Genomic DNA, 25,031 nt, shown 5'->3' with positions numbered 1-25,031 from the left:
AGCTCGCAAAATGTTTTGCGTCCGAAGTTGCTCAATGGAAAAGTCACGGTTCAGGTTTTCAGCCGTCAGTGCAATTCCCGAGGCGGTGCTGGCAAGCCACCGAAGAAAACGCTCCAGCGACTCTTTCGTAGTGGGAGCGGGTCGTTCCACAGCGAAATCACCCATTCGGTAGCGGACGAAGATGATGTAGCGACCGTCAAATACAACGCCTGCCATGCGTGTAAGCTCGTGGCGTTGTCGCTGTGCAAGCCCCGAAATGTATCTTTTAACCTGGTCAACAGCATGAGCAGTTGCCTGATGAGCAAGCCGATCAGAAAGTGTCCCCGGTCGCTCATACTCAATGACCAAGCGGTTGAAGACGGCATCGGCTCGTCCCGTTGCAAGGGTATACTCAGAACGAGCCAATGGATTTAATCTCGCTTCAGCACAAAAATCCTCAAGCATATGGTCAATCGGTTGACGAAACTCGGTTTCATTAACACCGCTTGAAGATAGTTTTTCGCATTCCCGAAAAATTTTAGTAGAGTATCTGCTTATGAGTTCGTCTAAATTGGGTTTGGCTTCCATTTGCAAGTGTGTTTTGTAGGTTTATTTCAGCATTGGTATTTTTATTCCGAATTTTTTTGCTATTTCAATTGCTTTTTCATATCCAGCGTCGGCGTGTCTGACAATTCCAAGCCCTGGGTCGGTTGTTAAGACCCTTTCAAGTCGTATTTCCATTTCTTTTGTCCCATCGGCGACTACGACCATTCCGGCGTGAATTGACAAGCCTATTCCAACACCACCGCCGTGATGAACGGCTACCCAGCTTGCCCCGGCTACAGCGTTTAATAGTGCATTAAGTATTGGCCAGTCGGCGATTGCGTCGCTGCCGTCTTTCATCTTCTCGGTCTCACGATTTGGGGACGCAACTGAACCAGTGTCAAGATGGTCTCGCCCTATTACGATTGGTGCCTTTACTTCGCCTGCTCTTACCATCTCGTTAAAAATCTTTCCCATCTTTGCCCTTTCGCCGTATCCAAGCCAGCATATCCTTGCAGGAAGCCCCTGAAACTTGACATGCTTTTGTGCCTTCTGAATCCAACGCACAAGCGATTTATTCTCCGGAAATGTCTTTATCACCGCTTCATCAGTTGCATAGATGTCTTCAGGGTCACCGCTTAATGCAACCCATCTAAATGGACCTCGCCCCTCGCAGAAAAGGGGTCTTATAAATTCGTGGACGAATCCGGGTATTTCAAACGCATCTTTAACACCGTTTGCGTAAGCTTCACCTCTTATATTGTTTCCGTAATCAAAAACGATGGCACCTTTTCTTTTGAATTCAAGCATTGCTTTGACATGTTCAACGATTGAGCGTTTCGCCATTTGGATATACTTTTGCGGGTCTTTCTTGCGAAGTTCAAGCGCTTCTTCATACGGTATGCCGTTTGGGACATAACCATTGAGCGTGTCGTGAGCCGAGGTTTGATCTGTTACGATATCAGGAATTATTCCCCTTCTTAAAATTTCCGGGAGAACATCCGCAGCGTTTCCGACGAGTCCGACTGATATCGCTTCTTTCTTTTCCTTTGCTTTTAAAACGATTTCAAGTGCCTCATCAAGATTATCGGTCATCTTGTCAAGATATCCAGTTTGAAGTCGTCTTTCAATTCTTTTTCTGTCAACTTCAACTCCGAGGAAAGAAGCTCCGTTCATCGTTGCTGCAAGAGGTTGAGCACCGCCCATCCCACCAAGCCCAGATGTTAGAAGAAATCTTCCAGCCAGTGTTCCTCCAAAATATTTGTCTGCACAAGCTGCAAATGTCTCATAAGTTCCTTGCAAAATCCCTTGTGTCCCGATGTAAATCCAACTTCCAGCTGTCATCTGTCCATACATTGTTAAACCAAGCGCTTCAAGCCGTCTGAACTCATCCCAAGTTGCCCAAGCCGGGACAAGCATCGCATTTGAAATTAAAACCCTCGGGGCGAATTCATGCGTTTTGAAAATCCCAACCGGTTTGCCAGATTGAATTAAAAGCGTCTCATCATTTTCAAGCTCTATCAAACTGTTAACTATGGCGCGGAAACATTCCCAATTTCTTGCAGCTTTTCCAGTCCCACCATAGACGATGAGTTCCTCAGGTTTCTCAGCAACTTCTGGATCAAGATTGTTCATTAACATCCTTAGAGCTGCTTCTTGAGCCCAACCTTTACAGATCAAAGTGTTTCCCCTGGGAGCGCGGATGTTTTTAACATCAATTTCCTGAATTTGATTTAAAACTTCTGTCATATTTTTTCACCTCCCGTAAATTTAGAATGAATTTCTTGTGAAGATCGCTTTGAAGACATAACCTGCAATTTGCGGATTTTCCCTGAACCTACGCATTGAATAAGCATACCATTTCTCACCGAAGGGAACATATATTCTGAGTTTATACCCATCTGAGACGATTTTATTCCCAAGCTCTGGTCTTACACCTAGAAGCATTTGAAATTCAAAGCGTTCATTTTTCAGGTCATACTTTCTGATCAAGTGATATGCTTCGTTTATCAACTCATCGTCATGTGTTGCGATACAGGTATATGCGTCGCTTTGGAGAAGCAGATTTAAGAGATGTTTAAAGTTGTGATTGATGAGTTCTTTCTTTTTGTAAGCGATCGTTTCAGGTTCAATGTAAATTCCCTTGCACAACCTTATCCTCGGTTTTAGCGGTAAAAGTGATTTTATATCTTCTTCACTTCGTTTTAAATATGCTTGAATTGCGACACCAACATTATCAAATTTTGATTTCAATCTTCTGTAAATTTCAAGCGTCGCATCCGTAGTTGATGAGTCCTCCATATCAATTTCAACGATGTTGTTATATTCTTTCGCCAGTTTGACAAGTTCTTCAACATTCGCATAACAAAATTCAAAATCAAGTTTCAAACCAAGCTGTGTAAGTTTGATTGACAGGTCTGAGTCAAGGTTGAAGTCCTTTATCGTTTTAAGGACGAGTTTGTAAGTTTTTAGAGCTTCGGTTGCTTCGGTCTCGGTGGTGATGTTTTCACCCAGGACATCAATTGTTGCGAGTTTCTTTTGTTCGTTGAGTTTTTTCACGGTTTGAATTGCGTCTTCAATTTTCTCCCCTGCAATATATCTGCTTGCGAAGTGGCGAACAATCCTTCTTGGGACGAGAGGCAGGGTGCGAACGATGAGCTCATTTAATGGGTTCATGATGAACTGAATTTTTATTTGTTAAGCCAAAAAAATTTAACTTTCAAAATTAAAAAAATCAAACTTGGCTATTCACTTGGTGATTGAGTTTAAAATTATTTCAGCTGTTGTAAGGTTAGTCGCGAGCGGGACATTGTATACATCGCAAACGCGCATAAGTGTCTTTATATCTGGGTCGTGTGGATGAGGTTCAAGTGGATCGTGCAAAAATATAACAACATCGCATTTCCCTTTGACGACAAGCGCTGCGATCTCAACATCACCTCCATAAGGTCCTGAATGATACGCCTTTACATTTAGACCTGTTTTTTCCTTTACTATTTTTGCGGTTGTCCCAGTCCCAATGAGTTTAAATTTTTCAAGTTTCCTTTTATTCTTCGTCGCAAAAGCTACCATGTCCGCCTTCTTCCTATCATGTGCTATTAGTGCTATCGTTCGTTGTTTCATCTGCCTTTTCTTTTTTCTTTTTCAGAAAGGCAAACCATATTGGTGTTTCAATTATCGTCCCAATCGTTATGCTTAAAGTATCGTGTATTGCTTTCAACCTTGTTGTCATATCTTTCCCAAGCAGAGGCAACTGCCCTAAAAAACTCCCGATTTGAAATGAGATGAAAAAAATTATAAGCAGGAAGAACAAAATCAGAAGGGCTGAATTTAAACCACTGGTTTTGTATTTACTTCGTGTTATGATGAAAAAAATTGTAAAGTGTAGTAAGTAAAACAGCACATTTATAAGTCCGAGCAGTTCTTCAAGTTTCAATTTAAAACTCTTTTTGTTTAACTTCTTATTGGTAAAACGACCTCATCAATTCCATTTAACCCGATTGGGCTTAGTGTCAAAAATGGTTCCCCATATTTTCTCCCGATCATTTCTCCGAAAAATCTCGCCCTTGCTATAAGATATTCTTTGAAGTCGGGCGTGCTCAAAAGCGTTTCCTTTTCTTTCAGATTGACATTCGGGTTGAAAAATTGTGATTTATAACATTCAATCACCTTGATCTTTCGTTCAAATACTTCGGATATATCAATTATCAAGTTCGGGATGAATTGCTGGTAAAAATACTGAACATAGAAAAAGATTTTCTTCGGTCGGTATGGCTCTTGAATTTTGCCGTTAAATTTTGTTTTGAATTTTTCAAGCCCGGAAAGATACCATGCCTCGCGGACAAGTCGGCTTGTGTTTTCGTGATCTGGATGCCTTTCAATCCAATATGGTGAAAAAATTATCTCGGGTTGGAATTTTCTGATGATTTTTATTATTTCAATCTTGTTCTCCATCGTGACTTGTATTTTTCCATCCGGGAGAGCAAGATTTTCCCTTATGCTTACGCCCATAAGTTTCGTAGCTTCTTTTGCCTCCTTTTTCCTTATCTTTTCATTTCCCCTTGTGCCAAGTTCCCCACGCGTTAAATCAAGTATTCCAACAGGGAGACCTTTATCTGTTAATTTGATTATCGTTCCGCTACAACTTAACTCTATATCATCTGGGTGTGCAGCCACTGCAAGGGCAAAAAGTTTCATCGTTTTCGGTAGCTTTATTTTTAATGCAATGAGAACTTAGCAGAAATACGATGTGTGTTTCCAAGTTCACTGTTAAATTTTGCAAATGAGTAGTCAATATCAAGCCGATTTAACTTAAGACCTGTGCCGAGTGTGAGTTCTTTATTTTCTGTGTATCCGAATCTCACCGCGATCACATCTTTATATATGTATTCAACCCCGGCGTTTATGTCAACGCTTGCAAAGTTTGTGCCTAAAAGTGCGGTCTTGTTTCTACCTTCAAATCTGAAAACTAAATCAAATGCTGGTGTGAATCTCCCCCATAAAAGTTCAAGCTCGGTGCTCGCACCAAAGATAAGCGACGGTGTGGTAAGTTCATTTCTCCCGGTGTCCCAGGATATCAAAGTTGAAGTTGCATCTTTTAAGACCAAACCGATTGAAGTTTTTGAGATTTTGTATTTTAATGCGAAGTCAAATCCAAAGCCAATCCCTGTGTTTTTTGAGATTTTTCTGTAGATAAGCTTTGCGCTCGCTCCAATTGAAAATCTATCATTTATAGCTTTTGCAAATGATGTCAAGACAATCCAGTCGGATGATGAGACAAATGAGAATTTCTCTGGGTCAAGGCGATCAACATCTGGGTCAAAGATTCCATTGCCGTTGTTATCAATGAATGAATTCTCAGTGTAGGGTATATCATCAACCCCAACCCTTATAATTGAGATGGCGAATGAGTACACATAGGAAGGTTTGAACCCAAGACCGATGTAGTCATAATTTACTATTCCTGCGAACCTTTCGTCGTGCATAAGTATTATTTGAGTTGCCACTAGGTCAGCAAGCCCTGCTGGGTTCCAATACCCTGAGGTTACATCGTTTGCGACACTTGTAAATGCATTTCCCATGCCCAGAGCTCTTCCGCCAATTCCAATTGACATAAATTCACTGGCATACTTTGAAAATTTCAATTCCCCGGCGCTTAAAGATGTGAGGGATAAGAGAAAAAGGCAGATAAATTTATTAATCAATCGGTTTTGCACCGAGGTTTTCAATGATTGATTTGACGATAGGGGATTCATCCATGAGTTTTTTTAATTTTAATTCGGGGTTGATATTTACGACATCCTCTTTGAACTTTTCAATGTCGCATATTGATGTTTTTATTTCAAGTTCAACACCGCATATTTCTTTTACTTTTTGATGGATGAATTTTATGTTCTTTTTTATCCAATCGCTGTAAATTTCACCAGCAACACCAATGTTAAGTCGCTTTTCTTTTATTTCAATCGGATAGGAAAGTTTGAGCGACGATGCGAGATTTAGATTATATTGTTGTGCTTCTTTTGCAATTTCATCCCATTTCTGACGAAGTAAGTTCAGCGCTGTTTGCTCATCAATTTTAAGTTGCCCTTGCGATGTTTGAGGTTTTATCGGTTTGAGTTCATATCCGTATAACGGGTCTTCAAGTATAATCCCCTGTTGAGAGGTTGTTTTTTCTTTCTGTTGATTTACCACTTCATCTGAGGATTGTCCCCCTTTAGGGGGGAAATTAAAATTTCCAGAGTTTATCCTCCTTTCAAGGTCTTCAATCTTTGAAATTAATTCTTGGATTTTAACCGTGCTATCTAATGTTGCAAGTTGTGTTAAAACCATTTCAAGTTTTAATCTCGGTTGAGGTGACCATTTTATCGTCATCTCCGCCTCGTTCACAATTTTAAGCATTCTTAATATATCCGCTTCGTTAAAACTTTTAGATTCATTAAGGTAACGGTTCTTATAGTATTCCGTTGCTTCAATTAGCTCGGATGAGTTTGTCGTCTTGACAACGAGGAAGTTGCGCAGATGTTCAGATAGACCACTTAAAAACTCTTGGAAATCATAGCCAAGTTTTACGATTTCATCAACAAGTTCAAATCCAGCTTTTATATTTTTGTTTTTGACTAAATCCGTAACTTTAAAGAAAATTTCCTGGTCAATTATGTTGAGTGCTTTTGAGACATCCTCAAACTTTATTTTTTCACCGCAGAACGAGACGACTTGATCAAATATGCTTAGTGCATCTCTGAGTGATCCATTCGCTTTTTTGGCTATGGTGAAGAGGGAATCGTCGTCAATTTCAATTTTATCCTGTTGGGATATTAATTTCAGGCGTTCAATTATCTTGTTTATTTCAATTCTTCTGAAGTCAAATCTTTGGCATCTTGATAGAATTGTTGGTGGAACTCTATGTGGTTCTGTTGTGGCGAAGATGAATAAAATATGTGGGGGCGGTTCTTCAAGGGTTTTGAGTAAAGCGTTGAAAGCCTCTTTTGTAAGCATATGGACTTCGTCAATGATATAAACTTTGTATTTTGCCTTTGTAGGTGTATATCTTACTGATTCACGCAGGTCTCTTACTTCGTCAATACCTCTATTAGAGGCGCCGTCTATTTCAAGCACATCAATACTGCGTCCGTTTGAGATTTCAAGGCACATTTCACATTCGTTGCATGGCTCATAATTTTGCGGGTTGAGGCAATTGATTGCTTTTGCAAGTATTCTTGCAACTGTTGTTTTCCCGACCCCTCTTGGACCGGCAAAGATATAGGCATGGGCAATTCTTCCAAGTTTAAGCGAGTTAAGAAGTGTTGCTGTGACATGTTCCTGTCCGACAACCTCGGCGAACTTGGTTGGTCGCCATTTCCTTGCTGTGACGAGATAGCTCATTATTGTGTCGTTGGATTATTTTTGTTTTAATATAAGAACAATTGGTTTTTCTTTCAAGAAGATTTTTTTAAGTGGCTGGGTAATTTCAATTTGATTTTGTTTGAAAAATTTTTTATATTTTAAACCGCCTCATCAGAGGTTTGCACCACTAGCTCAACTGGTAGAGCAACGGACTCTTAATCCGTGGGTTCCGGGTTCGAGTCCCGGGTGGTGCACGAACTTTAATTTGTAATCAATTTGCTAATGTTAATTTTTTTTGCTAAATTTGAAACTTGTAAAAATAAAATTTGAGGAGTAGGTTTTGCCGACGATCAATCAATTAATAAGGTACGGCAGAGAAAAAGTCAAATGGAAGAGTAAATCCCCTGCTTTGCAGGGTTGTCCTCAAAAAAGAGGTGTATGTGTGAGGGTTTATACGACTACGCCGAAGAAGCCGAATTCAGCTCTTAGAAAAGTTGCAAAGGTTAGATTGACAAATGGAATTGAGGTCATCGCTTATATACCTGGGGAAGGGCACAATTTGCAGGAGCACTCAATTGTGTTGGTTCGTGGAGGTAGAGTTAAGGATTTGCCTGGGGTGAGGTATCATATAATACGTGGGGCTCTTGATACAGCTGGCGTTGAGGGGCGCAAACAAGGTCGTTCTAAGTACGGAGCGAAAAGGCCAAAAGAACAACAAAGGCAATAATTAAATCATGAGAAGGAGAAGAGCTGAGCCAAGAGAAATAGCACCGGATCCAAAATATGGTGATGTGCTTGTTGCAAAGTTGATAAATAAGGTCATGCGCGATGGGAAGAAAAGCATAGCAAGGAAGATTGTGTATAACGCTTTTGAAATAATAAGACAAAAGACGGGTCAGGACCCTCTTGAGGTTTTCAAAAAAGCCGTTGAAAATGTAAAGCCAGTTCTTGAAGTAAGACCACGCAGAGTTGGTGGAGCTACATATCAAGTTCCAATAGAGGTTAGACCAGAAAGGAGTATCTCTTTGGCATTGAGATGGATTGTTCAATATGCTCGCGAAAGAAAGGGTAAGCCGATGATGGTTAAACTTGCTGAGGAGTTGATGGCTGCTGCAAGGAATGAAGGTATGGCTGTCAAAAAGCGTGAAGATACACATAAGATGGCTGAGGCAAATAAGGCATTTGCTCATTTTAGGTGGTGAAATTTTAAAAACAAAATTTACGAGGTGAGCCATTAATTTTATGCCAAGGGAGTATCCGTTAGAGAAGACGCGAAATATAGGTATAATGGCGCATATAGATGCGGGTAAAACAACTACGACCGAGAGGATTCTTTATTATACTGGAAGAATTCACCGTATGGGTGAAGTTCACGAGGGTTCAGCGACGATGGATTTCCTTCCGCAGGAAAGAGAGCGCGGTATAACGATTACAAGTGCAGCTACAACATGCTTTTGGAGGGGGCATAGGATTAACATTATAGATACACCCGGACATGTTGATTTTACGGTTGAGGTTGAGCGCTCTCTTCGTGTGCTTGATGGTGCGATTGCGCTCTTTTGTGCTGTTGGTGGAGTTGAACCACAATCCGAGACGGTTTGGAGACAAGCAAATAAGTACCGCGTTCCGAGGATTGCCTTTGTGAATAAAATGGACAGGGTTGGTGCCGATTTCTTTAATGTTGTCAATATGATCCGTGAGCGACTCGGTGCAAATCCCGTCCCGATACAATTGCCGATGGGTCAGGGTGAGCTATTTACAGGTATAATTGATCTAATAAAAATGAAGGCGGTTGTTTATAAAGAAGAAACGCTTGGATCTACCTGGGAGGAGTTTGATATACCGAAAGAGCTCGTTGATATGGCGGTTGAGTATAGAACTAAAATGCTTGAATCGGTCTCTGAATTTGATGATACTTTGCTTGTAAAGTATCTTGATGGTGAGGAGATAAGCGAAGAGGAGATTAAAAGTGCAATTAGAAAGGCAACGCTTGAATTCAAGATAGTGCCTGTCCTCTGTGGTTCTGCGTTTAAAAACAAGGGGATACAAAGGTTGCTTGACGCTGTTGTTGATTATTTGCCTTCACCTCTTGACATAAATAATGGGCAGGTAATTGGGCATCATCCATTTAAAGATGACAGAGTAGTGAGACAAGTTTCAGACGATGAAAAGTTTACAGCTCTTGCTTTTAAGATAATGACTGATCCCTATGTTGGAAAATTAACATTTATAAGAGTTTATTCCGGGACGCTGAAGTCGGGTTCATATGTTTATAATTCTACGCAAGGTAAAAAGGAGCGTGTTGGTAGAATTTTAAGGATGCACGCCAATCATAGGGAAGATGTTGAAGAAGCGTATGCTGGTGATATCGTTGCTTTAGTTGGTTTAAGAAATACAAAGACTGGGGATACACTTTGTTCGGAGGATGACCCCATTTTGCTTGAAAGGATGGAATTCCCGGAGCCGGTTATTTCAGTTGCTATTGAGCCTAAGACGAAAGCTGACCAGGATAAGCTTGGTGAGGCGCTTTCAAAACTTATGGATGAGGACCCAACCTTTAGAGTCACGGTTGACGAAGAGACAGGTCAAACTTTGATAAGCGGTATGGGTGAGCTTCATCTTGAAATTATAGTTGATAGATTAAGGCGTGAGTTCAGAGTTGAGGCAAATATAGGAAAACCGCAGGTTGCTTATAAAGAGACGATTCGCAGGAAGGCAAGGGCTGAAGGTAAGTTTATTCGTCAGACAGGTGGTCGCGGTCAGTATGGTCATGTGTGGATTGAAATTGAACCAAATCGTGGCAAAGGATATGAATTTATTGATGCTATTGTTGGTGGAGTAATCCCTAAGGAATTCATACCTGCTGTTGATCAAGGCATAAGAGAGGCGATGCAAAACGGCATAATTGCTGGATATCCAGTTGTTGATGTTAAAGTTACTTTGTTTGACGGTTCATATCACGAAGTTGATTCTTCTGATCTCGCCTTTAAGATAGCAGCGTCAATTGCCTTCAAAGAAGCTGCAAAGCAGGCTGAACCCGTGCTACTTGAGCCAATAATGGAAGTTGAAGTAGTGACTCCGGATGAATATCTTGGTGATGTCATTGGTGATTTGAATTCAAGACGTGGGAGAATTGAGGGTATAAATATGAGAAAGGATGGTCAGGTTGTAAAGGCGCTTGTTCCGCTTGCTGAGATGTTCGGTTATGCTACAAGATTGAGATCAATTACTCAAGGTAGGGCAATTTATACGATGCAATTCCATCATTACGAAGAAGTGCCTCAGCAGATTGCCGACATGTTAATAGAAAAAGTCAAAGGCAAAACTAAAGAAACTTTAAATGTTTAAAAACTAAAAATTAAGGAGAGAAGGAGTTATGGCGAAGGAGAAATTTGTAAGGGACAAACCTCATGTTAATGTTGGAACAATAGGTCATATTGATCACGGTAAGACAACTCTCACCGCTGCGATAACTTATGCGCTTGCGAAGAAAGGACTTGCTCAGCCAAGGCCATTTGAATCAATTGACAATGCTCCTGAGGAAAGGGCTCGTGGAATTACTATAGCTGTTTCCCATGTTGAGTATTCAACTGAAAAGAGACATTATGCCCATGTTGACTGCCCAGGTCACGCCGACTATATTAAGAACATGATAACTGGAGCAGCACAGATGGACGGTGCTATTCTCGTTGTGGCTGCAAATGATGGTGTTATGCCTCAGACCAGAGAACATGTCCTTCTTGCTAGGCAAGTTAATGTTCCATATATCGTTGTCTTTATGAACAAGGTTGATATGGTTGATGACCCTGAGCTTCTTGACCTCGTTGAGCTTGAGGTAAGAGACCTTTTGAAAAAGTATGAGTTCCCGGGCGATGAGGTTCCTGTTATCAGGGGTAGTGCATTGAAGGCGCTTGAGGCGGGTATGAAGCCCGAGACGACACCCGATCATCCTGATCTACAGCCAATTTATCAACTGCTTGATGCAATTGATAACTATATCCCGTTGCCACAGCGCGATATTGATAAGCCGTTCCTTATGCCTGTTGAAGATGTTTTCTCAATCACTGGCCGTGGGACGGTTGGAACAGGACGTGTTGAAAGAGGAAGAGTTAAACTCGGTGATGAGGTTGAAGTTGTCGGTTTGGGACAGCATAAGAAAACGGTTGTCACTGGTATTGAAATGTTCCGCAAGGAACTTGATGAAGCGATTGCTGGGGACAATGTTGGTTTGCTTTTGCGTGGTATTGAAAAAGACGAACTTGAGCGCGGTATGGTCATAGCTGCACCTGGAACCATAACTCCGCATACGAAGTTTGAGGCAGAGGTTTATGTTCTCTCAAAAGAAGAGGGCGGTCGTCATACTCCGTTTTATAAGGGTTATAGACCACAGTTTTATTTTAGGACGACGGATGTCACTGGGACGATTGTCGGATTGCCAGAGGGTTATGAGATGGTTATGCCAGGAGATAATGTGAGGTTGACGATAGAGTTGATTGCTCCGGTTGCTATGGAGGAAGGATTGAGGTTTGCTATTCGTGAAGGAGGTAAGACGGTTGGTGCAGGTGTTGTAACAAAAATACTTGAATAAAAAAATTTCCAAAGATGGCACAGCAAAGGAGAATCCGAATAAAGCTGAAATCATACGATCATCGTCTAATTGACAAGTCAGCCGAGAAGATAGTTAAGGAGGTAAAGAAGACGGGCGCTATTGTCTCAGGGCCTATACCCCTGCCGACAAAGCGCTCGGTCTTTACTGTTTTAAGGTCTCCACATGTTGATAAGAAATCGCGAGAGCAGTTTGAGATAAGAACGCATAAGCGCTTGATTGATATTTTGAGTTGGAACGCTAAGACGATGGACGCTTTGACAAGGCTTGATTTGCCAGCTGGTGTTGAGGTAGAGATAAAGACATAAAAAAAATGATTTCTGAGAAAATGGTCGGTTTAATAGGGAAAAAACTTGGGATGACTACAATTTTTGGTGAAAATGGCGTTGCTATACCATGTACCGTGCTTGAAGTTGGACCTTGTTATGTTGTTCAGGTGAAGACGAAAGAAAAAGATGGCTATGAAGCGTTACAGCTTGGTTTTGAACTTAAGAAAGAGAAGCATACCACAAAGCCGTTGCAAGGACACTTTAAGAAAGCAGGTGCGCCTTTCTTGAGGGTTCTAAAGGAGTTTAAGGGTTTTGATATAGGGAAGTATAAGCCGGGCGATCAGATAAGGGTTGAAGATATTTTTGCTGTTGGTGATATCGTTAAGGTTACTGGTCGCTCAAAAGGTAAAGGTTTTCAAGGAGTTGTCAAAAGACATGGTTTTGGTGGGGGTCCAAAAACGCACGGTCAAAGTGATAGACATAGAGCTCCTGGTTCAGTTGGTTCAAGCTCTTTCCCGTCACATACATTTAAAGGTCAAAGAATGGCAGGACATATGGGAGACGAGCAAGTCACGGTGAGAAATCTTGAAGTTGTTGAGGTGATACCGGATGCGAATTTGCTTGTTGTTAAGGGCTCTGTCCCGGGGGCGAAGAATAGTTATGTCAAGGTAGTTAAGTTAACTTAAAAAGTAAGTGAAAAATTGGGATGAAGATTGAGGTTTATAAAATTGACGGAACGAGAACGGGTGAATTTGTTGAATTAAGACCCGATATTTTTGAGATAAAGCCAAATGACCATGCGATATATCTTGCTGTCAAGGCATATCTTGCTAATCAAAGGCAAGGGACACATAAGACGAAAACTAGGGGTGAAGTCAGAGGCGGTGGCAGGAAACCCTGGCCACAGAAGCACACAGGTAGAGCAAGGGCTGGTTCAATAAGATCGCCTTTGTGGGTTGGAGGTGGAACTGTTTTCGGACCCGTTCCAAGGGATTATTCCCTGGATTTGCCGAAGAAAGTTAAACAGCTTGCACGAAAGTCGGCTCTATCGTATAAGCTTAAAGATGAACAAATTATAGTTGTTGAGGACTTTACATTTGAACAGCCAAAAACGAAACAAATGATTGAGATTTTAAAGGCGTTCAATCTTTTGAATAAAAAGGTTTTGCTTTTGACAGCGAAGACAGATGTTAATGTTTATAAGTCCGGGAGAAATATACCAGGGCTTAATATCCTTGAAGCATACAAGGCATCAACATATGATATTTTGAACAATCAAATGATCTTGATTCAAAAAAGCGCTGTTGATGTTTTGCAAAGTACATTTACCGAGTGAAAATTAATTTTTGAGAGAAAATGCCAAGTGTTTTAATTAGACCTATAGTTACGGAGAAATCAACGATTTTGAGGGAGAACAATCAGTATGTCTTTGAGGTTGCGATGAATGCTAATAAGATTGAGATAAAGAAAGAGGTTGAGGCAAGGTTTAATGTTAAGGTTAAGAAGGTTCGTACTATGATCGTTAAGGGAAAGAGGAAGTTTATGTTGACAAGGCGAGGGAGATTTGAAGGAAAGCGTAGGGATTGGAAGAAGGCAATTGTTGTGCTTGAGCCAGGGTATAAGATTGATATATTTGAGAACATTTAAAAAATTGAGGAGCTATTGGAATGCCAGTAAAATCATTTAAGCCAACAACTCCGGGAAGAAGGTTTTACACTGTTTCGGATTTTTCTGATATAACAAAGACCGAGCCGGAGAAATCGCTTGTTGTCCCTTTAAAGAAGCATGCTGGAAGGAACAATCAAGGAAGAATTACAGTAAGGCATCGTGGCGGTGGTCATAAGAGGATGTACAGGATAATTGATTTCAAAAGAGATAAAATTGGGATACCGGCGAAGGTTGCGGCTATAGAATATGATCCGAATAGAAGTGCGAGGATTGCGCTTCTGCATTATGTTGATGGTGAGAAAAGATATATAATTGCACCGGATGGCTTGAAGGTTGGAGACATGGTTATGTCTGGACCGGATGCTGAGATAAAAGTTGGTAATGCGCTTCCGTTGAGAAATATACCTGTGGGTGAATTTGTTCACAATGTTGAACTTCGTCCCGGTAAGGGTGGGCAGATAGCAAGAAGTGCAGGCACATATGCGCAGGTTATGGCGAAGGAGGGAGATTACGCCCTGTTGCGTTTGCCATCGGGTGAATTAAGGAAGATTCATTTGAATTGTTATGCGACGATTGGAATTGTTGGAAATCTTGATCATGAGAATATAACTATAGGTAAAGCTGGTAGGGCTCGTTGGCTTGGGCGAAGACCTTATGTTCGTGGTGTTGCGATGAACCCGGTTGATCATCCTCATGGAGGTGGTGAGGGTAAAGCGCCACAAGGAAATCCGCATCCGGTTTCACCTTGGGGTTGGCATACGAAGGGAAAGAAAACAAGAAAGAAGAACAAGGCGTCGGATAAATATATTGTTGCAAGGAGAAAGAAAAAATAAACCGAACTTTTAGAATATGGCTCGCTCGCTTAAAAAAGGTCCTTATGTTGATAAGAAACTTTTAAAGAAAGTTCAAGAGATGTTAAAGACGGGTCAGAAGAAAGTTATAAAGACCTGGGCGCGTGATTGCACTATAATCCCGGAATTCGTTGGCTTTACATTTGCGGTTCACAATGGGAAACAGTTCATTCCAGTTTATATAACCGAAAATATGGTTGGACATAAACTCGGTGAGTTTGCTCCAACGCGAACCTTTAGAGGTCATCCTGGGACAAAGGCGGAAAAAGCAAGTAAAATGAAAAAGTAAATTCGGACATAGAAATGGAAGCGAAGGCAGTGGCAAGGTATATACCATCTTCTCCAAGGAAGATGAGAGTTGTGATTGACCTTATACGAGGTAAGTCAGTTGATGAGGCATTGAACATTTTACATTACACTCCGAAGCGCGCGGCTAAAATTGCGGAAAAAGTTTTACGCTCTGCGGTTGCGAATTTCATGAACAAGGAGACAGAAAGGAGAGTTGATTTATCGGACCTTTATGTCAAAGCAGCATATGTTGACCCTGGACCAATGTTGAAGAGAATTTTGCCAGCTCCATTTGGGAGGGCTTATATCATCAGAAGAAGAAGCAATCATTTGACTATAGTTGTTGCTGAAAAATCTGAAAGAGAAAAGAACAAATCAAAAACAAAGTAGCAAGGTGGAGGCGTCTTGGGACAGAAAACACACCCGATAGGTTTTCGGCTTGGAATCATAAGGGATTGGGATGCTCATTGGTTTGATGATAAGAACTTCGCTGAAAAGCTTCAAGAGGATATAATGATTCAGAATTACCTGAGGGCTCGTCTCAAAAGAAGCGGTGTTTCAAGAATTATAATTGACAGGAAGACAAGGCAAATTGAGATTAAGGTTCATACGTCAAGACCGGGAATGGTTATAGGTAAGGGTGGAAAAGATATAGACGAATTGCAGGCGGAGTTGAAGCATTTGACCAAAAAGGAAGTTAAAATTGAAGTTGTTGAGATTAAGCGTCCCGAACTTGATGCTTACCTTGTGGCTGAGGCGATAGCAGCTCAAATTGAAAACAGGGTTTCTTATAGGAGGGCGATGAAAGCAGCAGTTACAGCTGCTATGAGGATGGGAGCACAGGGAATTAAGGTGATGTGTTCGGGAAGATTGGCTGGGGCTGAAATTGCAAGAAGTGAGTGGTATCTTGAAGGAAGAGTTCCACTGCATACGATAAGGGCGGACATTGATTTTGCAATTGCAGAAGCGTTGACGATTTATGGGAAAATTGGTGTTAAGGTTTGGATTTTCAAGGGAGAGGTTTTAGGAAAGAGAGTTCAACTTCGTTAAAATTAATTTGTGAGGTTTTAAGGTTATGTTAATGCCAAGCAGGACTAAATATAGGAAACAACAGAGAGGTCGTTTGAAGGGTAAATCATATCGGGCTTCAACCCTTGCTTTTGGAGATTACGGCTTAAAGGCGCTTGAGCCAGCTTGGATCACAAATAAGCAGATAGAAGCGGCTCGTGTTGCAATTTCAAGGACATTAAAAAGAGGCGGAAAGATTTGGATTAGAATTTTCCCAGATAAACCATACACAAAGAAACCAGCTGAGACACGTATGGGAAAGGGAAAAGGAAATGTTGAAGGTTGGGTCGCTGTTGTAAAACCAGGTAGGATAATGTTTGAAATCAGTGGAGTTAGCAGGGATGTGGCTGAGGAAGCATTGAAACTTGCAGCTGATAAGTTGCCTATAAAGACGAAGTTTGTTGCGAGAATGGAAACAGGCGGTTAAAAATAAAATTTTATAACATTGAGATGAAACCAAGTGAAATAAGACAGCTTTCCGATGAGGAAATAAAGCAAAGGATAAAGGAGTTGGAGGAGGAACTTTTTAATTTGAGGTTTCAGAAAGCATTAGGTCAACTTGAGAAACCACATCGCTTTAAGATGATACGCAAAGATATAGCGAGGATGAAGACAATTTTAAGGGAGAGAGAAATTGAAAGGGAGAAAACAAAAAGTAAGGTTGCTTGATGAGCGAAGAGAGAATTCAAGAACAACAGGAGCAAACACAGCCTGAGAAACCGAAGAGAGGACAAAGGAAAGTTAGAATTGGGAGAGTTGTCAGTAACAAGATGAATAAGACGATAGTTGTTGCTATTGAAAGGAAAGTTATGCACCCACTTTATAAAAAGGTTTATGTGAGGACGACGAAGGTTATGGCACACGATGAGAACAACGAGTGTAATATCGGTGATATTGTTAAAATCATGGAAACGAGACCCTTGAGCAGGCATAAAAGGTGGCGTCTTGTTGAAATAATCCAAAGGGCAAAATAAAATTCTGGATTTGCTATGATAAGAAGAGAAACTGACCTTGTGGTGGCGGATAATTCAGGCGCTAAGAAGGTCCGTTGCATCGGAATTATAGGTCAACATCAAAGATTAACAGCAACGGTTGGAGACATAATAGTTGTCTCAGTCAAGAGCGCAATCCCAGGAGCGCCAATTAAAAAAGGAGAAGTGACAAGGGCTGTCGTCGTTCGTACAAAAAAGGAAATAAGAAGAAAGGATGGCTCATATGTCAGATTTGATGAAAACGCTGTTGTTTTACTTGACAAATATGGTGAGCCGAGAGGAACAAGAATTTTCGGACCCGTTGCGAGGGAGTTAAGGGAGAAGCAGTTTATGAAAATTATTTCGCTTGCACCTGAAGTCATATAAAAATTTAATTTTTGGGAGAGGATGAACATTAAGAAAAACGATGTTGTAAAAGTAATCGCTGGAAATTACAAGGGTAAAATTGGTAAAGTTTTAAAAGTTTTCCCCGAAAGGGAAAGAGTCCTTGTTGAGGGTGTGAACATTGTTAAAAAGCATGTGCGAAAGTCGCCGAAATATCCGCAGGGTGGAATAATTGAAATGGAGGCACCAATTCATGTTTCAAATGTGATGCTTGTATGTCCAAAGTGCGGTCAGGCGACAAGGGTTGGTCATACAAAACTTGTCTCAAGTGACGGTAAAAAGGCAAAGATGAGAGTTTGTAAAAAGTGTGGTGAAATGTTTTAATTAAAAAATTTAGGATTTTGAAAGATGGCAAAGGAAAAAAAGAAAAAACAAGAGCAAGAAATACAAGAAGTTGAGGAAACTCAGGAAAAAGTTGTCCCGAGGTTGAAGAAATTGTATCGTGATGTCATAATACCTGAGATGATGAAGAAGTTTGGCTATAAGAGTGTGATGCAAGTTCCTCGCCTTGTTAAAATTGTTGTCAATATGGGAGTTGGTCAAGCAACCCAGGACCCGAAATTGCTTGAGATGGCGATGAAAGAGTTAGCGAAGATAACCGGACAACAGCCAGTTATAAGAAGAGCAAAGAAGTCAATTTCAAACTTTAAGTTAAGAGCTGGTATGGCTATTGGATGCAAGGTAACTTTGAGGCGCGAGCGTATGTATGAGTTCCTTGATAGATTGATAAATGCAGCTATTCCGAGGATAAGGGATTTTCGCGGTTTGTCGGATAAATCGTTTGATGGGAGAGGGAATTATACCCTTGGGATTAAGGAACATATAATTTTCCCTGAAATAAATGTTGATGAAGTTGAGAGGATTTTCGGAATGGATATTACTATTGTTACGACTGCGAAAACAGATGAAGAGGCGTATGAGCTGTTGAGATTGTTTGGTATGCCGTTTAGGAAACGGGAAGTTGTTGTTGAAGAGAAAGCGGTTGCATAAAAACAAAATTTAAAGAGATTAATTTGGCACGCAAGGCATCAATTCAAAAGGCGAAAAGAGAACCGAAGTATAAGGTGAGAAAAAGAAATCGTTGTTCAATTTGTGGAAGACCTAGAGGTTATTACAGAAAGTTCGGGCTTTGCAGGATTTGTTTTAGAAAATTAGCGCTTGAGGGGAAAATCCCTGGCGTTAGAAAAGCAAGTTGGTAAAAATTAACAGTTTAAGGAATCTATGATGACAGATCCAATTGCGGATTTCCTGACGAGAATTAGAAATGCTGTTAGAGCAAGACATAAGGTTGTTGAAGCCCCTTCTTCAAAGCTTAAGAGAGCGATAGCTCAGATTTTGCTTGAGCAAAAGTTTATAAATGGATATGAGGTTATTGAAGATGGGAAACAAGGAATTTTGCGGATTTATTTGAAGTACGCAGAGGACGGTGAGCCAGCAATTACGAACCTTGTCCGCGTTAGTAAACCGGGAAGAAGGATTTATGTTGGTGTTGAGGAAATTCCGAGGGTTTTGAATGGACTCGGGATTGCTATTCTGTCAACCTCAAAAGGAGTTATGACCGATAGGCGTGCGAGGAAGGAGAGAGTCGGCGGAGAAGTTATATGTTATGTTTGGTGAAAAGTAAAAACAAGTGAGAAATTTCAATGTCAACTACACTTGAAGAATTAGCAGAAAGGGTCTCGCGACTTGAAGGTTTATATGATGGAGTGATAAGCGATGTCAGAGAAATTTTATATGAAAAGACGGAAAGGGATAAAACAGATTTGATGGAGAAAATCGGAACTTTGCGTAGCGAGATGATTGAGAGAATGGAAATGACAAAGAGTGATTTAATAGGAAGAATTGAATTTGTGAGAAGTGAGATTGAATCTTCAAGGGGTGGATTGAAAGATGAGAATGAGGCTTTGAGAAACGGGTTGATAGATAGGATAGAAAGTTCAAAGGTAAGTTTAATCAGGCGGATGGTCGGGACAACAATCGCATATACAGCGGTAGTTGTAGCTGTGATATGGGAAATCTTAAGTTTTGGTTTAAAATAAATTTTCGGTTAAGAAAATGTCAAGAGTTGGTAGGAAGCCGATACCGATACCTAAAGGTGTCAAGGTTGAAAAAAGCAATGGCGTTATAAAGGTTTCAGGTCCCAAAGGTGAGCTTACAGCTCAAGTTCATCCGAGGATAGAGGTTGAAATTAGTTCTGATCAAATTTTGGTTAAGAGGAAAAGCGATACGAGAATTGATAAGGCGCTTCATGGATTGTGGAGATCGTTGATAAATAATATGATTGTTGGGGTCACGGAAGGTTATACTAAAAAGCTTGAGATAGTCGGCATTGGATACAGGGCTGAGTTGAAAGGGAAGGCGTTGGTTCTTTATCTGGGTTATTCCCATCCGATAATTTTTATTCCACCTGATGGTGTGAAGGTTGAGGTTCCGCAGCCGACGAATATAGTTGTAAGTGGTATTGACAAGCAACTTGTTGGGCAGGTTGCGGCGAAAATTCGTTCTTTCAGACCCCCTGAGCCATACAAAGGCAAAGGGATTCGCTACGAGGGCGAAGTTATAAGAATGAAGGCAGGAAAGTCAGCTGGTAAGTAGTTTGATGAACGAGGCGGGTCCTTTTCAGGGCGTAACCTCGTTCGGAATTTAAAATAAAATTGGTTAAATTTAACAGATGATAAAGCGAGAATTTGAAAAGAAGAAGATTCGCAGGGAGAAAATTCGCAAGCGTGTTAGGTCAAAAATTTTCGGGACACCAGAAAGACCAAGATTGTCGGTTTATAGGAGTTTAAAACATATTTATGCGCAAATAATTGACGATACGAAGGGTCATACGCTTGTTGCAATGTCAAGTTTGTCAAAGGAGATAAGAGATAAGGTTAAAGAGGTGAAGACAAAGACAGAGGTTAGCAGAATTGTTGGTTTAGCTCTTGCGAAAAAGGCGCTTGAGAAAGGAATTACTAAAGTTGTTTTTGACAGAAATGGTTATAAATATCACGGGCGAGTTAAAGCGCTTGCTGAAGCAGCTCGTGAAGGTGGTTTGATATTTTAAAACAAAATTGAAATTGGGAAATTGCCGAAGGTAAAAAAAGTTAAACCATCGGAGCTTGAAGGTTTAAAGGAAAAGCTTGTTGCAATTAATAGGACTGCGAAAGTCGTTAAAGGTGGTAAGAGAATCCGTTTTAGTGCTATTGTTGTTGTTGGAGATAAAAATGGACATGTGGGTGTTGGGCTTGGTAAGGGGCGTGAGGTTACTGATGCTATCCAAAAGGCGAGCGAAAATGCGAAGAAAAATATAATTGAAGTTCCAATTGTAAATGGGACTGTTCCTCATGAGATAGTTGCGAAATTTGGCGCATCAAAAGTTCTAATTAAGCCGGCTGCTCCGGGAACTGGTATAATCGCTGGTGGAGCCGTAAGAGCAGTGCTTGAACTTGCGGGTGTGCAAAATGTTTTAACTAAATGTTTCGGCTCGACAAATCCGCACAACACTACAAAAGCAACTCTCAAGGCTTTGAGCAGTATGATTGACGCTCACACGATGGCAAGAAAAAGAGGTATGACATTAAAAGAGCTTTTTGAATCTGATTCACTTGTAAAAATTTAAACTGAGTTTTGCAAGATGGCGAAAAAACTTAAAATCACACAAGTGAGAAGTATAATCGGAACTCCAGAGAAACAGCGCAGGACTATAAGGGCACTTGGACTTGGTAAACCGCACAAAACGGTGATTCATTATGATTCGCCTGTGATTCGTGGTATGATAAATAAGGTTAAACATCTTGTAGTTGTAGAAGAAATAGAAGACGGAGGAGAAAATGCCTAATATCTTGAGCAATTTAAAGCCAGCACCCGGTTCAAGGAAAAAAGAGAAAAGGATCGGAAGGGGACAAGGTTCTGGGCACGGAGGTACATCAACTCGTGGACATAAAGGGCAAAAGTCAAGGTCTGGTGCTAGCATACCCGCTTGGTTTGAAGGCGGTCAAATGCCACTTATAAGGAGGATACCAAAGAGAGGTTTTAGAAATCCATTTAAAGTTGAGTACCAAGTGGTGAATCTAGGTCGTCTTCAGGAGTTGGTGGACAAAGGTAAAATTTCGCCCGATGCGAAGGTTACGCCAGAGTTGCTTTATGAAGTTGGAGCTGTTTCAAAGAGAACGCTTCCGGTTAAGATACTTGGTGATGGAGAATTAAAAGTTGCTCTTGAAATTTCAGCGCACGCTTTCAGTAAATCAGCATTACAAAAGATACAAGCAATAGGAGGCAAGGCGTTGAAACTATGAGTAAATTAGTTGAAAATCTCAGAAACATCTTCAAGATTGAGGAGCTTCGTGATAGGATTCTCTTTACTATTGCTTTGCTTGCGGTTGTCAGAGTCGGAGCCCATATAACTTTGCCTGGTGTTGATGCATCGCTTCTCGCCGAGGTGATAAGGAGTCAATCACAAAATTCACTTTTTGCACTATACGATCTTTTTGCGGGAGGCGCTTTTCAAAACGCTGCTGTTTTTGCGCTTGGGATAATGCCTTATATAAGTGCTGCGATTATTTTGCAGCTGCTTGGTGCTGTTGTTCCATATTTTAGAAAGCTACAGCAAGAAGGTGAAGAAGGTCGCAGAAAACTTGAACAATATGCAAGACAGGGAACGGTTTTAGTTGCTGCTTTGCAAGCATGGGGAGTGAGCATAAGATTGATGAATATGACAACCCCAGGAGGACTTCCGATAGTTCCAGAGGCAGTTAAAGGTATTGGGTTTATTATAAGTACGGTTTTTATTTTAACTGCCGGGACAATTTTTATAATGTGGCTTGGTGAACAAATCACAGAACGAGGAATCGGAAATGGTATCTCGTTGATAATTTTCGTTGGAATAATCGCTCGTTTCCCAAACGCTTTGCTTGAAGAATTTCAAATGATAAAAACTGGCTCAAGGAGTATAATTGAAGAGTTGCTTATAATCACTGGAATGGTTTTGGTTGTAGCTCTTGTCATACTCGTCACCACTGGGACGCGTAGAATTCCTGTTCAATATGCAAAAAGGGTTGTGGGAAGAAGAGTTTATGGTGGCGTGACCCAGTATATCCCAATTAGAGTTAATGCAGCAGGTGTAATGCCTATAATTTTTGCTCAATCGGTTATGTTTTTGCCGAGCACTATCATAACCTTTTTCCCTCAGAGTGAATCGCTTCAAGAGTTTGCAGCAAACTTTAATTATACATCTTTCTGGTATAGTTTTATCTATGCGTTGCTTGTGATTTTCTTCACTTACCTTTATACAGCGATTGTTTTTAATCCGCAAGACATAGCTGACACGATGAGAAAACAGGGTGGATTTATCCCGGGGATAAGACCTGGGAAGAATACCGCTGATTTCATTGATAATATACTCACGAAGATAACTCTGCCGGGAGCGATATTTCTTGCAGTAATAGCAATATTGCCTGGTTTTATGATCCGACTCGGAGTTTCACCGACGATGGCTTCTTTCTTTGGTGGGACAAGCTTGTTGATAGTTGTTGGAGTTGCACTTGATACACTTCAGCAAATTGAGACATATCTTTTGATGCGTCATTATGATGGGTTTATGAAAACAGGTAGAATAAAAAGTAGAGTTGGCTATTAAGGGAGTGAGCATAAAGAGTGAAAAGGAAATAGATTTGATGAGAGAGGTTTGTAAAATAGTTGCGGATACATTGAGATTGTTGGGCAAGTACATAAAACCGGGAGTTTCAGCATATGAACTTGATAAAATAGCCGAGGATTTCATACTTTCACAAGGTGCAAAACCTGCTTTTAAAGGATACGGGTTTGATAAGAAAAATCTTTATCCGGCAACGATTTGTGTTTCAATTGATGACGAAGTCGTTCACGGGATTCCAACAAGCGATAAAGTTTTGCGCGAAGGTCAGATAGTTTCAATAGATGTTGGTGCTTATAAAAATGGATTTTATGGTGACGCTGCTAGGACATTTGCCGTTGGTAATGTGAATGGAGAAAAAAGAAGATTAATGGAGGTTACTGAGGAGGCGCTTTACATTGGAATTGAACAGGCGGTTGATGGAAATCATCTTTTTGACATTGGTTATGCAATTCAAAATTATGTTGAGTCGCAGGGATTTTCTGTTGTCAGGGACCTTGTTGGGCATGGTATAGGTAAAAGATTACACGAAGAACCAGCGGTCCCAAACTTTGGACAAAAAGGGAAGGGCATTAAATTGCGTGAAGGTATGACGCTTGCGATTGAACCGATGGTGAATGCCGGAACTTGGCAAGTTTACTTTGGAAGCGATGGTTGGACTGTTTACACGCTTGATGGCTTACCATCGGCTCATTTTGAACATACAATCGTTGTTAGAAAAGGAAAACCAGAGATTTTAACTTTGTGATGGCGAAACAGGAGGGCATAAAAGTTGATGGAGTGGTTTTGGAGGCGTTGCCGAACGCGACTTTTAAGGTGAAGCTTGACACTGGACACGAAGTTATAGCTCATGTTTCAGGAAAAATGAGAATTCATTTTATAAAAATTTTGCCTGGTGATAAAGTTCAGGTTGAACTCTCTCCATATGACTTAACGAAAGGAAGGATAGTTTATAGGTACAAATAAAACTTTGGGATGAGACTATGAAAGTTCGCTCCTCTGTTAAAAAAATTTGTGAGCACTGCAGGATTATCAAGCGCAAGGGCGTTGTTAGAGTTGTTTGCAAAAAGAATCCAAAGCACAAACAAAGGCAAGGTTAAACTATGGCAAGAATAGCGGGTGTTGAATTGCCGAGAAATAAAAGGGCTTTTATCGCTTTAACTTACATTTATGGCATAGGTAGGAGTTCAGCACTTAAAATTCTTGAGAAAGCGGGTGTTGACCCGATGAAGAAAATAGGCGAGCTTACAGATGAGGAGATAAGTAAGATCAGGGATATTATAAACACTGAGTATAAAGTTGAAGGGGCTTTAAGGGCTGAAATTCAGATGAACATAAAGCGTCTTATGGATATAGGTTGTTATCGCGGTTTAAGACATCGTCGCGGCTTGCCTGTCAGGGGTCAGAGAACAAGGACTAATGCGAGGACGAGAAAAGGTAAGAGGAAGACAGTGCCAGGGAAGAAGAAGGCAACAGCTAAAAAGTAAAAAATAATTTCGGAGGTTTAAATTGGCTAAGACGAAAAAGCAAAAGAAGAAAATTCAAGTTGATGCTCACGGAATAGCGCATATTAAGGCGACCTTTAACAATACAATTGTGACGATAACCGATAGATATGGTAATGTTTTAGCTTGGTCATCTGGTGGAAGGATTGGTTACAAGGGGACGAAGAAGGGGACACCTTTTGCTGCTCAGCTTGCTGCTGAAGCGGCTGCGAAAGAGGCGTATAATCTTGGTGTAAGGAAAGTTGATGTTCTTGTCAAAGGTCCAGGCTCGGGAAGAGAAGCGGCAATTCGCGCTCTTCAAACAGCTGGGCTTGAAATTTTGACGATCCGTGATGTCACTCCAATTCCACATAATGGTTGCAGACCACCGAAGAGAAGAAGAGTTTAAAAAATTAAAAAT

General features: G+C 40.8%; 39 protein-coding genes, 1 tRNA gene and 1 pseudogene. 33 read left to right on the top strand and 8 right to left on the bottom strand.

The genetic code is table 11. The annotated features are described in order from the left end of the window. The 8 genes and pseudogenes from FKZ43_RS01110 to dnaX all read right to left on the bottom strand — a co-directional run. A pseudogene (locus FKZ43_RS01110) lies at positions 1–567 on the bottom strand (SAM-dependent DNA methyltransferase); the annotation flags it as partial. Between the two features lie 21 nt (positions 568–588). Continuing rightward, positions 589–2,271 carry a urocanate hydratase gene (hutU, locus tag FKZ43_RS01105; protein ID WP_140944024.1) on the bottom strand — a complete coding sequence of 561 codons (1,683 nt, stop codon included), beginning with the start codon at positions 2,269–2,271 and terminating at the stop codon, positions 589–591. 21 nt (positions 2,272–2,292) lie between these two features. Beyond that, on the bottom strand, positions 2,293–3,198 hold the full coding sequence (locus FKZ43_RS01100; protein WP_140944023.1) for a proline dehydrogenase family protein: 906 nt from the start codon (positions 3,196–3,198) through the stop codon (positions 2,293–2,295). Between the two features lie 72 nt (positions 3,199–3,270). Next, positions 3,271–3,645: a methylglyoxal synthase gene (locus FKZ43_RS01095; protein ID WP_140944022.1), complete on the bottom strand. Its 375-nt coding sequence runs from the start codon at positions 3,643–3,645 to the stop codon at positions 3,271–3,273. Further along, positions 3,611–3,958, bottom strand: coding sequence for a hypothetical protein (locus FKZ43_RS01090; protein ID WP_140944021.1), 348 nt, complete (start codon positions 3,956–3,958; stop codon positions 3,611–3,613). Before FKZ43_RS01090 ends, FKZ43_RS01095 begins: the two co-directional genes overlap by 35 nt. A gap of 17 nt (positions 3,959–3,975) precedes the next feature. After that, the gene (bshB1, locus tag FKZ43_RS01085) at positions 3,976–4,719 is read right to left on the bottom strand and encodes a bacillithiol biosynthesis deacetylase BshB1 (protein WP_140944020.1); all 744 of its coding nucleotides are present in this window, start codon (positions 4,717–4,719) and stop codon (positions 3,976–3,978) included. A 20-nt stretch (positions 4,720–4,739) separates the two neighbouring features. Then, positions 4,740–5,666, bottom strand: coding sequence for a PorV/PorQ family protein (locus FKZ43_RS01080; protein WP_219916497.1), 927 nt, complete (start codon positions 5,664–5,666; stop codon positions 4,740–4,742). A 52-nt stretch (positions 5,667–5,718) separates the two neighbouring features. After that, the gene (dnaX, locus tag FKZ43_RS01075; protein ID WP_140944018.1) at positions 5,719–7,404 is read right to left on the bottom strand and encodes a DNA polymerase III subunit gamma/tau; all 1,686 of its coding nucleotides are present in this window, start codon (positions 7,402–7,404) and stop codon (positions 5,719–5,721) included. 142 nt (positions 7,405–7,546) lie between these two features. Between dnaX and FKZ43_RS01070 the strand changes: the two genes are divergently transcribed. The 33 genes from FKZ43_RS01070 to rpsK all read left to right on the top strand — a co-directional run bounded on the left by FKZ43_RS01070 (position 7,547) and on the right by rpsK (position 25,019). Further along, positions 7,547–7,619 (top strand) — tRNA-Lys (locus FKZ43_RS01070). A gap of 86 nt (positions 7,620–7,705) precedes the next feature. Further along, complete coding sequence (gene rpsL / locus FKZ43_RS01065; protein WP_140944017.1) at positions 7,706–8,092, top strand: 30S ribosomal protein S12; 387 nt, start codon at positions 7,706–7,708, stop codon at positions 8,090–8,092. A 7-nt stretch (positions 8,093–8,099) separates the two neighbouring features. After that, positions 8,100–8,567, top strand: a complete 468-nt coding sequence (gene rpsG / locus FKZ43_RS01060; protein ID WP_140944016.1) for a 30S ribosomal protein S7 — start codon at positions 8,100–8,102, stop codon at positions 8,565–8,567. A gap of 40 nt (positions 8,568–8,607) precedes the next feature. Beyond that, a complete protein-coding gene (gene fusA, locus FKZ43_RS01055; protein WP_140944015.1) occupies positions 8,608–10,713 on the top strand; it encodes an elongation factor G in 2,106 nt (701 codons plus the stop codon). A 28-nt stretch (positions 10,714–10,741) separates the two neighbouring features. Then, positions 10,742–11,953 carry an elongation factor Tu gene (gene tuf, locus FKZ43_RS01050; RefSeq protein WP_140944014.1) on the top strand — a complete coding sequence of 404 codons (1,212 nt, stop codon included), beginning with the start codon at positions 10,742–10,744 and terminating at the stop codon, positions 11,951–11,953. 14 nt (positions 11,954–11,967) lie between these two features. After that, positions 11,968–12,279, top strand: coding sequence for a 30S ribosomal protein S10 (gene rpsJ / locus FKZ43_RS01045; protein WP_140944013.1), 312 nt, complete (start codon positions 11,968–11,970; stop codon positions 12,277–12,279). Positions 12,280–12,299: 20 nt separating this feature from the next. Then, on the top strand, positions 12,300–12,926 hold the full coding sequence (gene rplC, locus FKZ43_RS01040) for a 50S ribosomal protein L3 (protein ID WP_140944012.1): 627 nt from the start codon (positions 12,300–12,302) through the stop codon (positions 12,924–12,926). Between the two features lie 20 nt (positions 12,927–12,946). Next, positions 12,947–13,576, top strand: a complete 630-nt coding sequence (gene rplD / locus FKZ43_RS01035) for a 50S ribosomal protein L4 (RefSeq protein WP_140944011.1) — start codon at positions 12,947–12,949, stop codon at positions 13,574–13,576. 20 nt (positions 13,577–13,596) lie between these two features. Then, on the top strand, positions 13,597–13,887 hold the full coding sequence (rplW, locus tag FKZ43_RS01030; RefSeq protein ID WP_140944010.1) for a 50S ribosomal protein L23: 291 nt from the start codon (positions 13,597–13,599) through the stop codon (positions 13,885–13,887). 20 nt (positions 13,888–13,907) lie between these two features. After that, the gene (gene rplB, locus FKZ43_RS01025) at positions 13,908–14,741 is read left to right on the top strand and encodes a 50S ribosomal protein L2 (protein WP_140944009.1); all 834 of its coding nucleotides are present in this window, start codon (positions 13,908–13,910) and stop codon (positions 14,739–14,741) included. A gap of 16 nt (positions 14,742–14,757) precedes the next feature. Further along, positions 14,758–15,048 carry a 30S ribosomal protein S19 gene (gene rpsS, locus FKZ43_RS01020; RefSeq protein ID WP_140944008.1) on the top strand — a complete coding sequence of 97 codons (291 nt, stop codon included), beginning with the start codon at positions 14,758–14,760 and terminating at the stop codon, positions 15,046–15,048. Positions 15,049–15,062: 14 nt separating this feature from the next. After that, positions 15,063–15,437 carry a 50S ribosomal protein L22 gene (gene rplV, locus FKZ43_RS01015; RefSeq protein WP_140944007.1) on the top strand — a complete coding sequence of 125 codons (375 nt, stop codon included), beginning with the start codon at positions 15,063–15,065 and terminating at the stop codon, positions 15,435–15,437. 15 nt (positions 15,438–15,452) lie between these two features. Then, positions 15,453–16,097 (top strand): 30S ribosomal protein S3, encoded by a 645-nt coding sequence (gene rpsC / locus FKZ43_RS01010; protein WP_140944006.1) that lies wholly within the window; start codon positions 15,453–15,455, stop codon positions 16,095–16,097. A gap of 25 nt (positions 16,098–16,122) precedes the next feature. Next, a complete protein-coding gene (rplP, locus tag FKZ43_RS01005; RefSeq protein ID WP_140944005.1) occupies positions 16,123–16,542 on the top strand; it encodes a 50S ribosomal protein L16 in 420 nt (139 codons plus the stop codon). A gap of 23 nt (positions 16,543–16,565) precedes the next feature. After that, positions 16,566–16,784 (top strand): 50S ribosomal protein L29, encoded by a 219-nt coding sequence (gene rpmC / locus FKZ43_RS01000; protein ID WP_140944004.1) that lies wholly within the window; start codon positions 16,566–16,568, stop codon positions 16,782–16,784. Further along, positions 16,784–17,089 carry a 30S ribosomal protein S17 gene (gene rpsQ / locus FKZ43_RS00995; RefSeq protein WP_140944003.1) on the top strand — a complete coding sequence of 102 codons (306 nt, stop codon included), beginning with the start codon at positions 16,784–16,786 and terminating at the stop codon, positions 17,087–17,089. Before rpmC ends, rpsQ begins: the two co-directional genes overlap by 1 nt. A gap of 15 nt (positions 17,090–17,104) precedes the next feature. Next, a complete protein-coding gene (gene rplN / locus FKZ43_RS00990; RefSeq protein WP_140944002.1) occupies positions 17,105–17,473 on the top strand; it encodes a 50S ribosomal protein L14 in 369 nt (122 codons plus the stop codon). A gap of 21 nt (positions 17,474–17,494) precedes the next feature. After that, a complete protein-coding gene (gene rplX, locus FKZ43_RS00985) occupies positions 17,495–17,815 on the top strand; it encodes a 50S ribosomal protein L24 (protein ID WP_140944001.1) in 321 nt (106 codons plus the stop codon). Positions 17,816–17,839: 24 nt separating this feature from the next. Beyond that, positions 17,840–18,481 carry a 50S ribosomal protein L5 gene (rplE, locus tag FKZ43_RS00980; protein ID WP_140944000.1) on the top strand — a complete coding sequence of 214 codons (642 nt, stop codon included), beginning with the start codon at positions 17,840–17,842 and terminating at the stop codon, positions 18,479–18,481. A 23-nt stretch (positions 18,482–18,504) separates the two neighbouring features. Further along, positions 18,505–18,690 carry a type Z 30S ribosomal protein S14 gene (locus FKZ43_RS00975; protein ID WP_140943999.1) on the top strand — a complete coding sequence of 62 codons (186 nt, stop codon included), beginning with the start codon at positions 18,505–18,507 and terminating at the stop codon, positions 18,688–18,690. Between the two features lie 22 nt (positions 18,691–18,712). Continuing rightward, positions 18,713–19,108, top strand: a complete 396-nt coding sequence (gene rpsH, locus FKZ43_RS00970) for a 30S ribosomal protein S8 (protein WP_140943998.1) — start codon at positions 18,713–18,715, stop codon at positions 19,106–19,108. A gap of 26 nt (positions 19,109–19,134) precedes the next feature. Next, a complete protein-coding gene (locus FKZ43_RS00965) occupies positions 19,135–19,530 on the top strand; it encodes a hypothetical protein (RefSeq protein WP_140943997.1) in 396 nt (131 codons plus the stop codon). A 16-nt stretch (positions 19,531–19,546) separates the two neighbouring features. Next, positions 19,547–20,086: a 50S ribosomal protein L6 gene (gene rplF / locus FKZ43_RS00960; RefSeq protein ID WP_140943996.1), complete on the top strand. Its 540-nt coding sequence runs from the start codon at positions 19,547–19,549 to the stop codon at positions 20,084–20,086. 76 nt (positions 20,087–20,162) lie between these two features. Continuing rightward, positions 20,163–20,540, top strand: coding sequence for a 50S ribosomal protein L18 (rplR, locus tag FKZ43_RS00955; RefSeq protein WP_140943995.1), 378 nt, complete (start codon positions 20,163–20,165; stop codon positions 20,538–20,540). 21 nt (positions 20,541–20,561) lie between these two features. Next, on the top strand, positions 20,562–21,095 hold the full coding sequence (gene rpsE / locus FKZ43_RS00950) for a 30S ribosomal protein S5 (RefSeq protein ID WP_235894653.1): 534 nt from the start codon (positions 20,562–20,564) through the stop codon (positions 21,093–21,095). 15 nt (positions 21,096–21,110) lie between these two features. Further along, positions 21,111–21,314: a 50S ribosomal protein L30 gene (gene rpmD, locus FKZ43_RS00945; RefSeq protein WP_140943993.1), complete on the top strand. Its 204-nt coding sequence runs from the start codon at positions 21,111–21,113 to the stop codon at positions 21,312–21,314. Beyond that, entirely contained in the window at positions 21,307–21,771 is a 465-nt protein-coding gene (rplO, locus tag FKZ43_RS00940) for a 50S ribosomal protein L15 (RefSeq protein WP_140943992.1), read from the top strand. The genes rpmD and rplO overlap by 8 nt, the downstream gene beginning before the upstream one ends. Further along, positions 21,768–23,111 carry a preprotein translocase subunit SecY gene (gene secY, locus FKZ43_RS00935; protein ID WP_140943991.1) on the top strand — a complete coding sequence of 448 codons (1,344 nt, stop codon included), beginning with the start codon at positions 21,768–21,770 and terminating at the stop codon, positions 23,109–23,111. The genes rplO and secY overlap by 4 nt, the downstream gene beginning before the upstream one ends. Continuing rightward, entirely contained in the window at positions 23,101–23,874 is a 774-nt protein-coding gene (gene map / locus FKZ43_RS00930) for a type I methionyl aminopeptidase (RefSeq protein ID WP_268904354.1), read from the top strand. The genes secY and map overlap by 11 nt, the downstream gene beginning before the upstream one ends. Further along, positions 23,874–24,092 (top strand): translation initiation factor IF-1, encoded by a 219-nt coding sequence (infA, locus tag FKZ43_RS00925; protein ID WP_140943990.1) that lies wholly within the window; start codon positions 23,874–23,876, stop codon positions 24,090–24,092. The genes map and infA overlap by 1 nt, the downstream gene beginning before the upstream one ends. A 17-nt stretch (positions 24,093–24,109) precedes the next feature. After that, complete coding sequence (gene rpmJ / locus FKZ43_RS00920; RefSeq protein ID WP_140943989.1) at positions 24,110–24,226, top strand: 50S ribosomal protein L36; 117 nt, start codon at positions 24,110–24,112, stop codon at positions 24,224–24,226. 3 nt (positions 24,227–24,229) lie between these two features. Further along, on the top strand, positions 24,230–24,613 hold the full coding sequence (gene rpsM, locus FKZ43_RS00915) for a 30S ribosomal protein S13 (RefSeq protein ID WP_140943988.1): 384 nt from the start codon (positions 24,230–24,232) through the stop codon (positions 24,611–24,613). 22 nt (positions 24,614–24,635) lie between these two features. Continuing rightward, positions 24,636–25,019: a 30S ribosomal protein S11 gene (gene rpsK, locus FKZ43_RS00910; RefSeq protein ID WP_140943987.1), complete on the top strand. Its 384-nt coding sequence runs from the start codon at positions 24,636–24,638 to the stop codon at positions 25,017–25,019. Positions 25,020–25,031 lie beyond the last annotated feature (12 nt).

Origin of the sequence: Candidatus Thermokryptus mobilis (assembly GCF_900070205.1) — a bacterium.
Lineage (GTDB): Bacteria > Bacteroidota > Ignavibacteria > Kryptoniales > Kryptoniaceae > Kryptonium > Kryptonium mobile.
The sequence above is the reverse complement of the archived record's forward strand: the minus strand, read 5'-3'. Positions and strand labels throughout refer to the sequence as shown.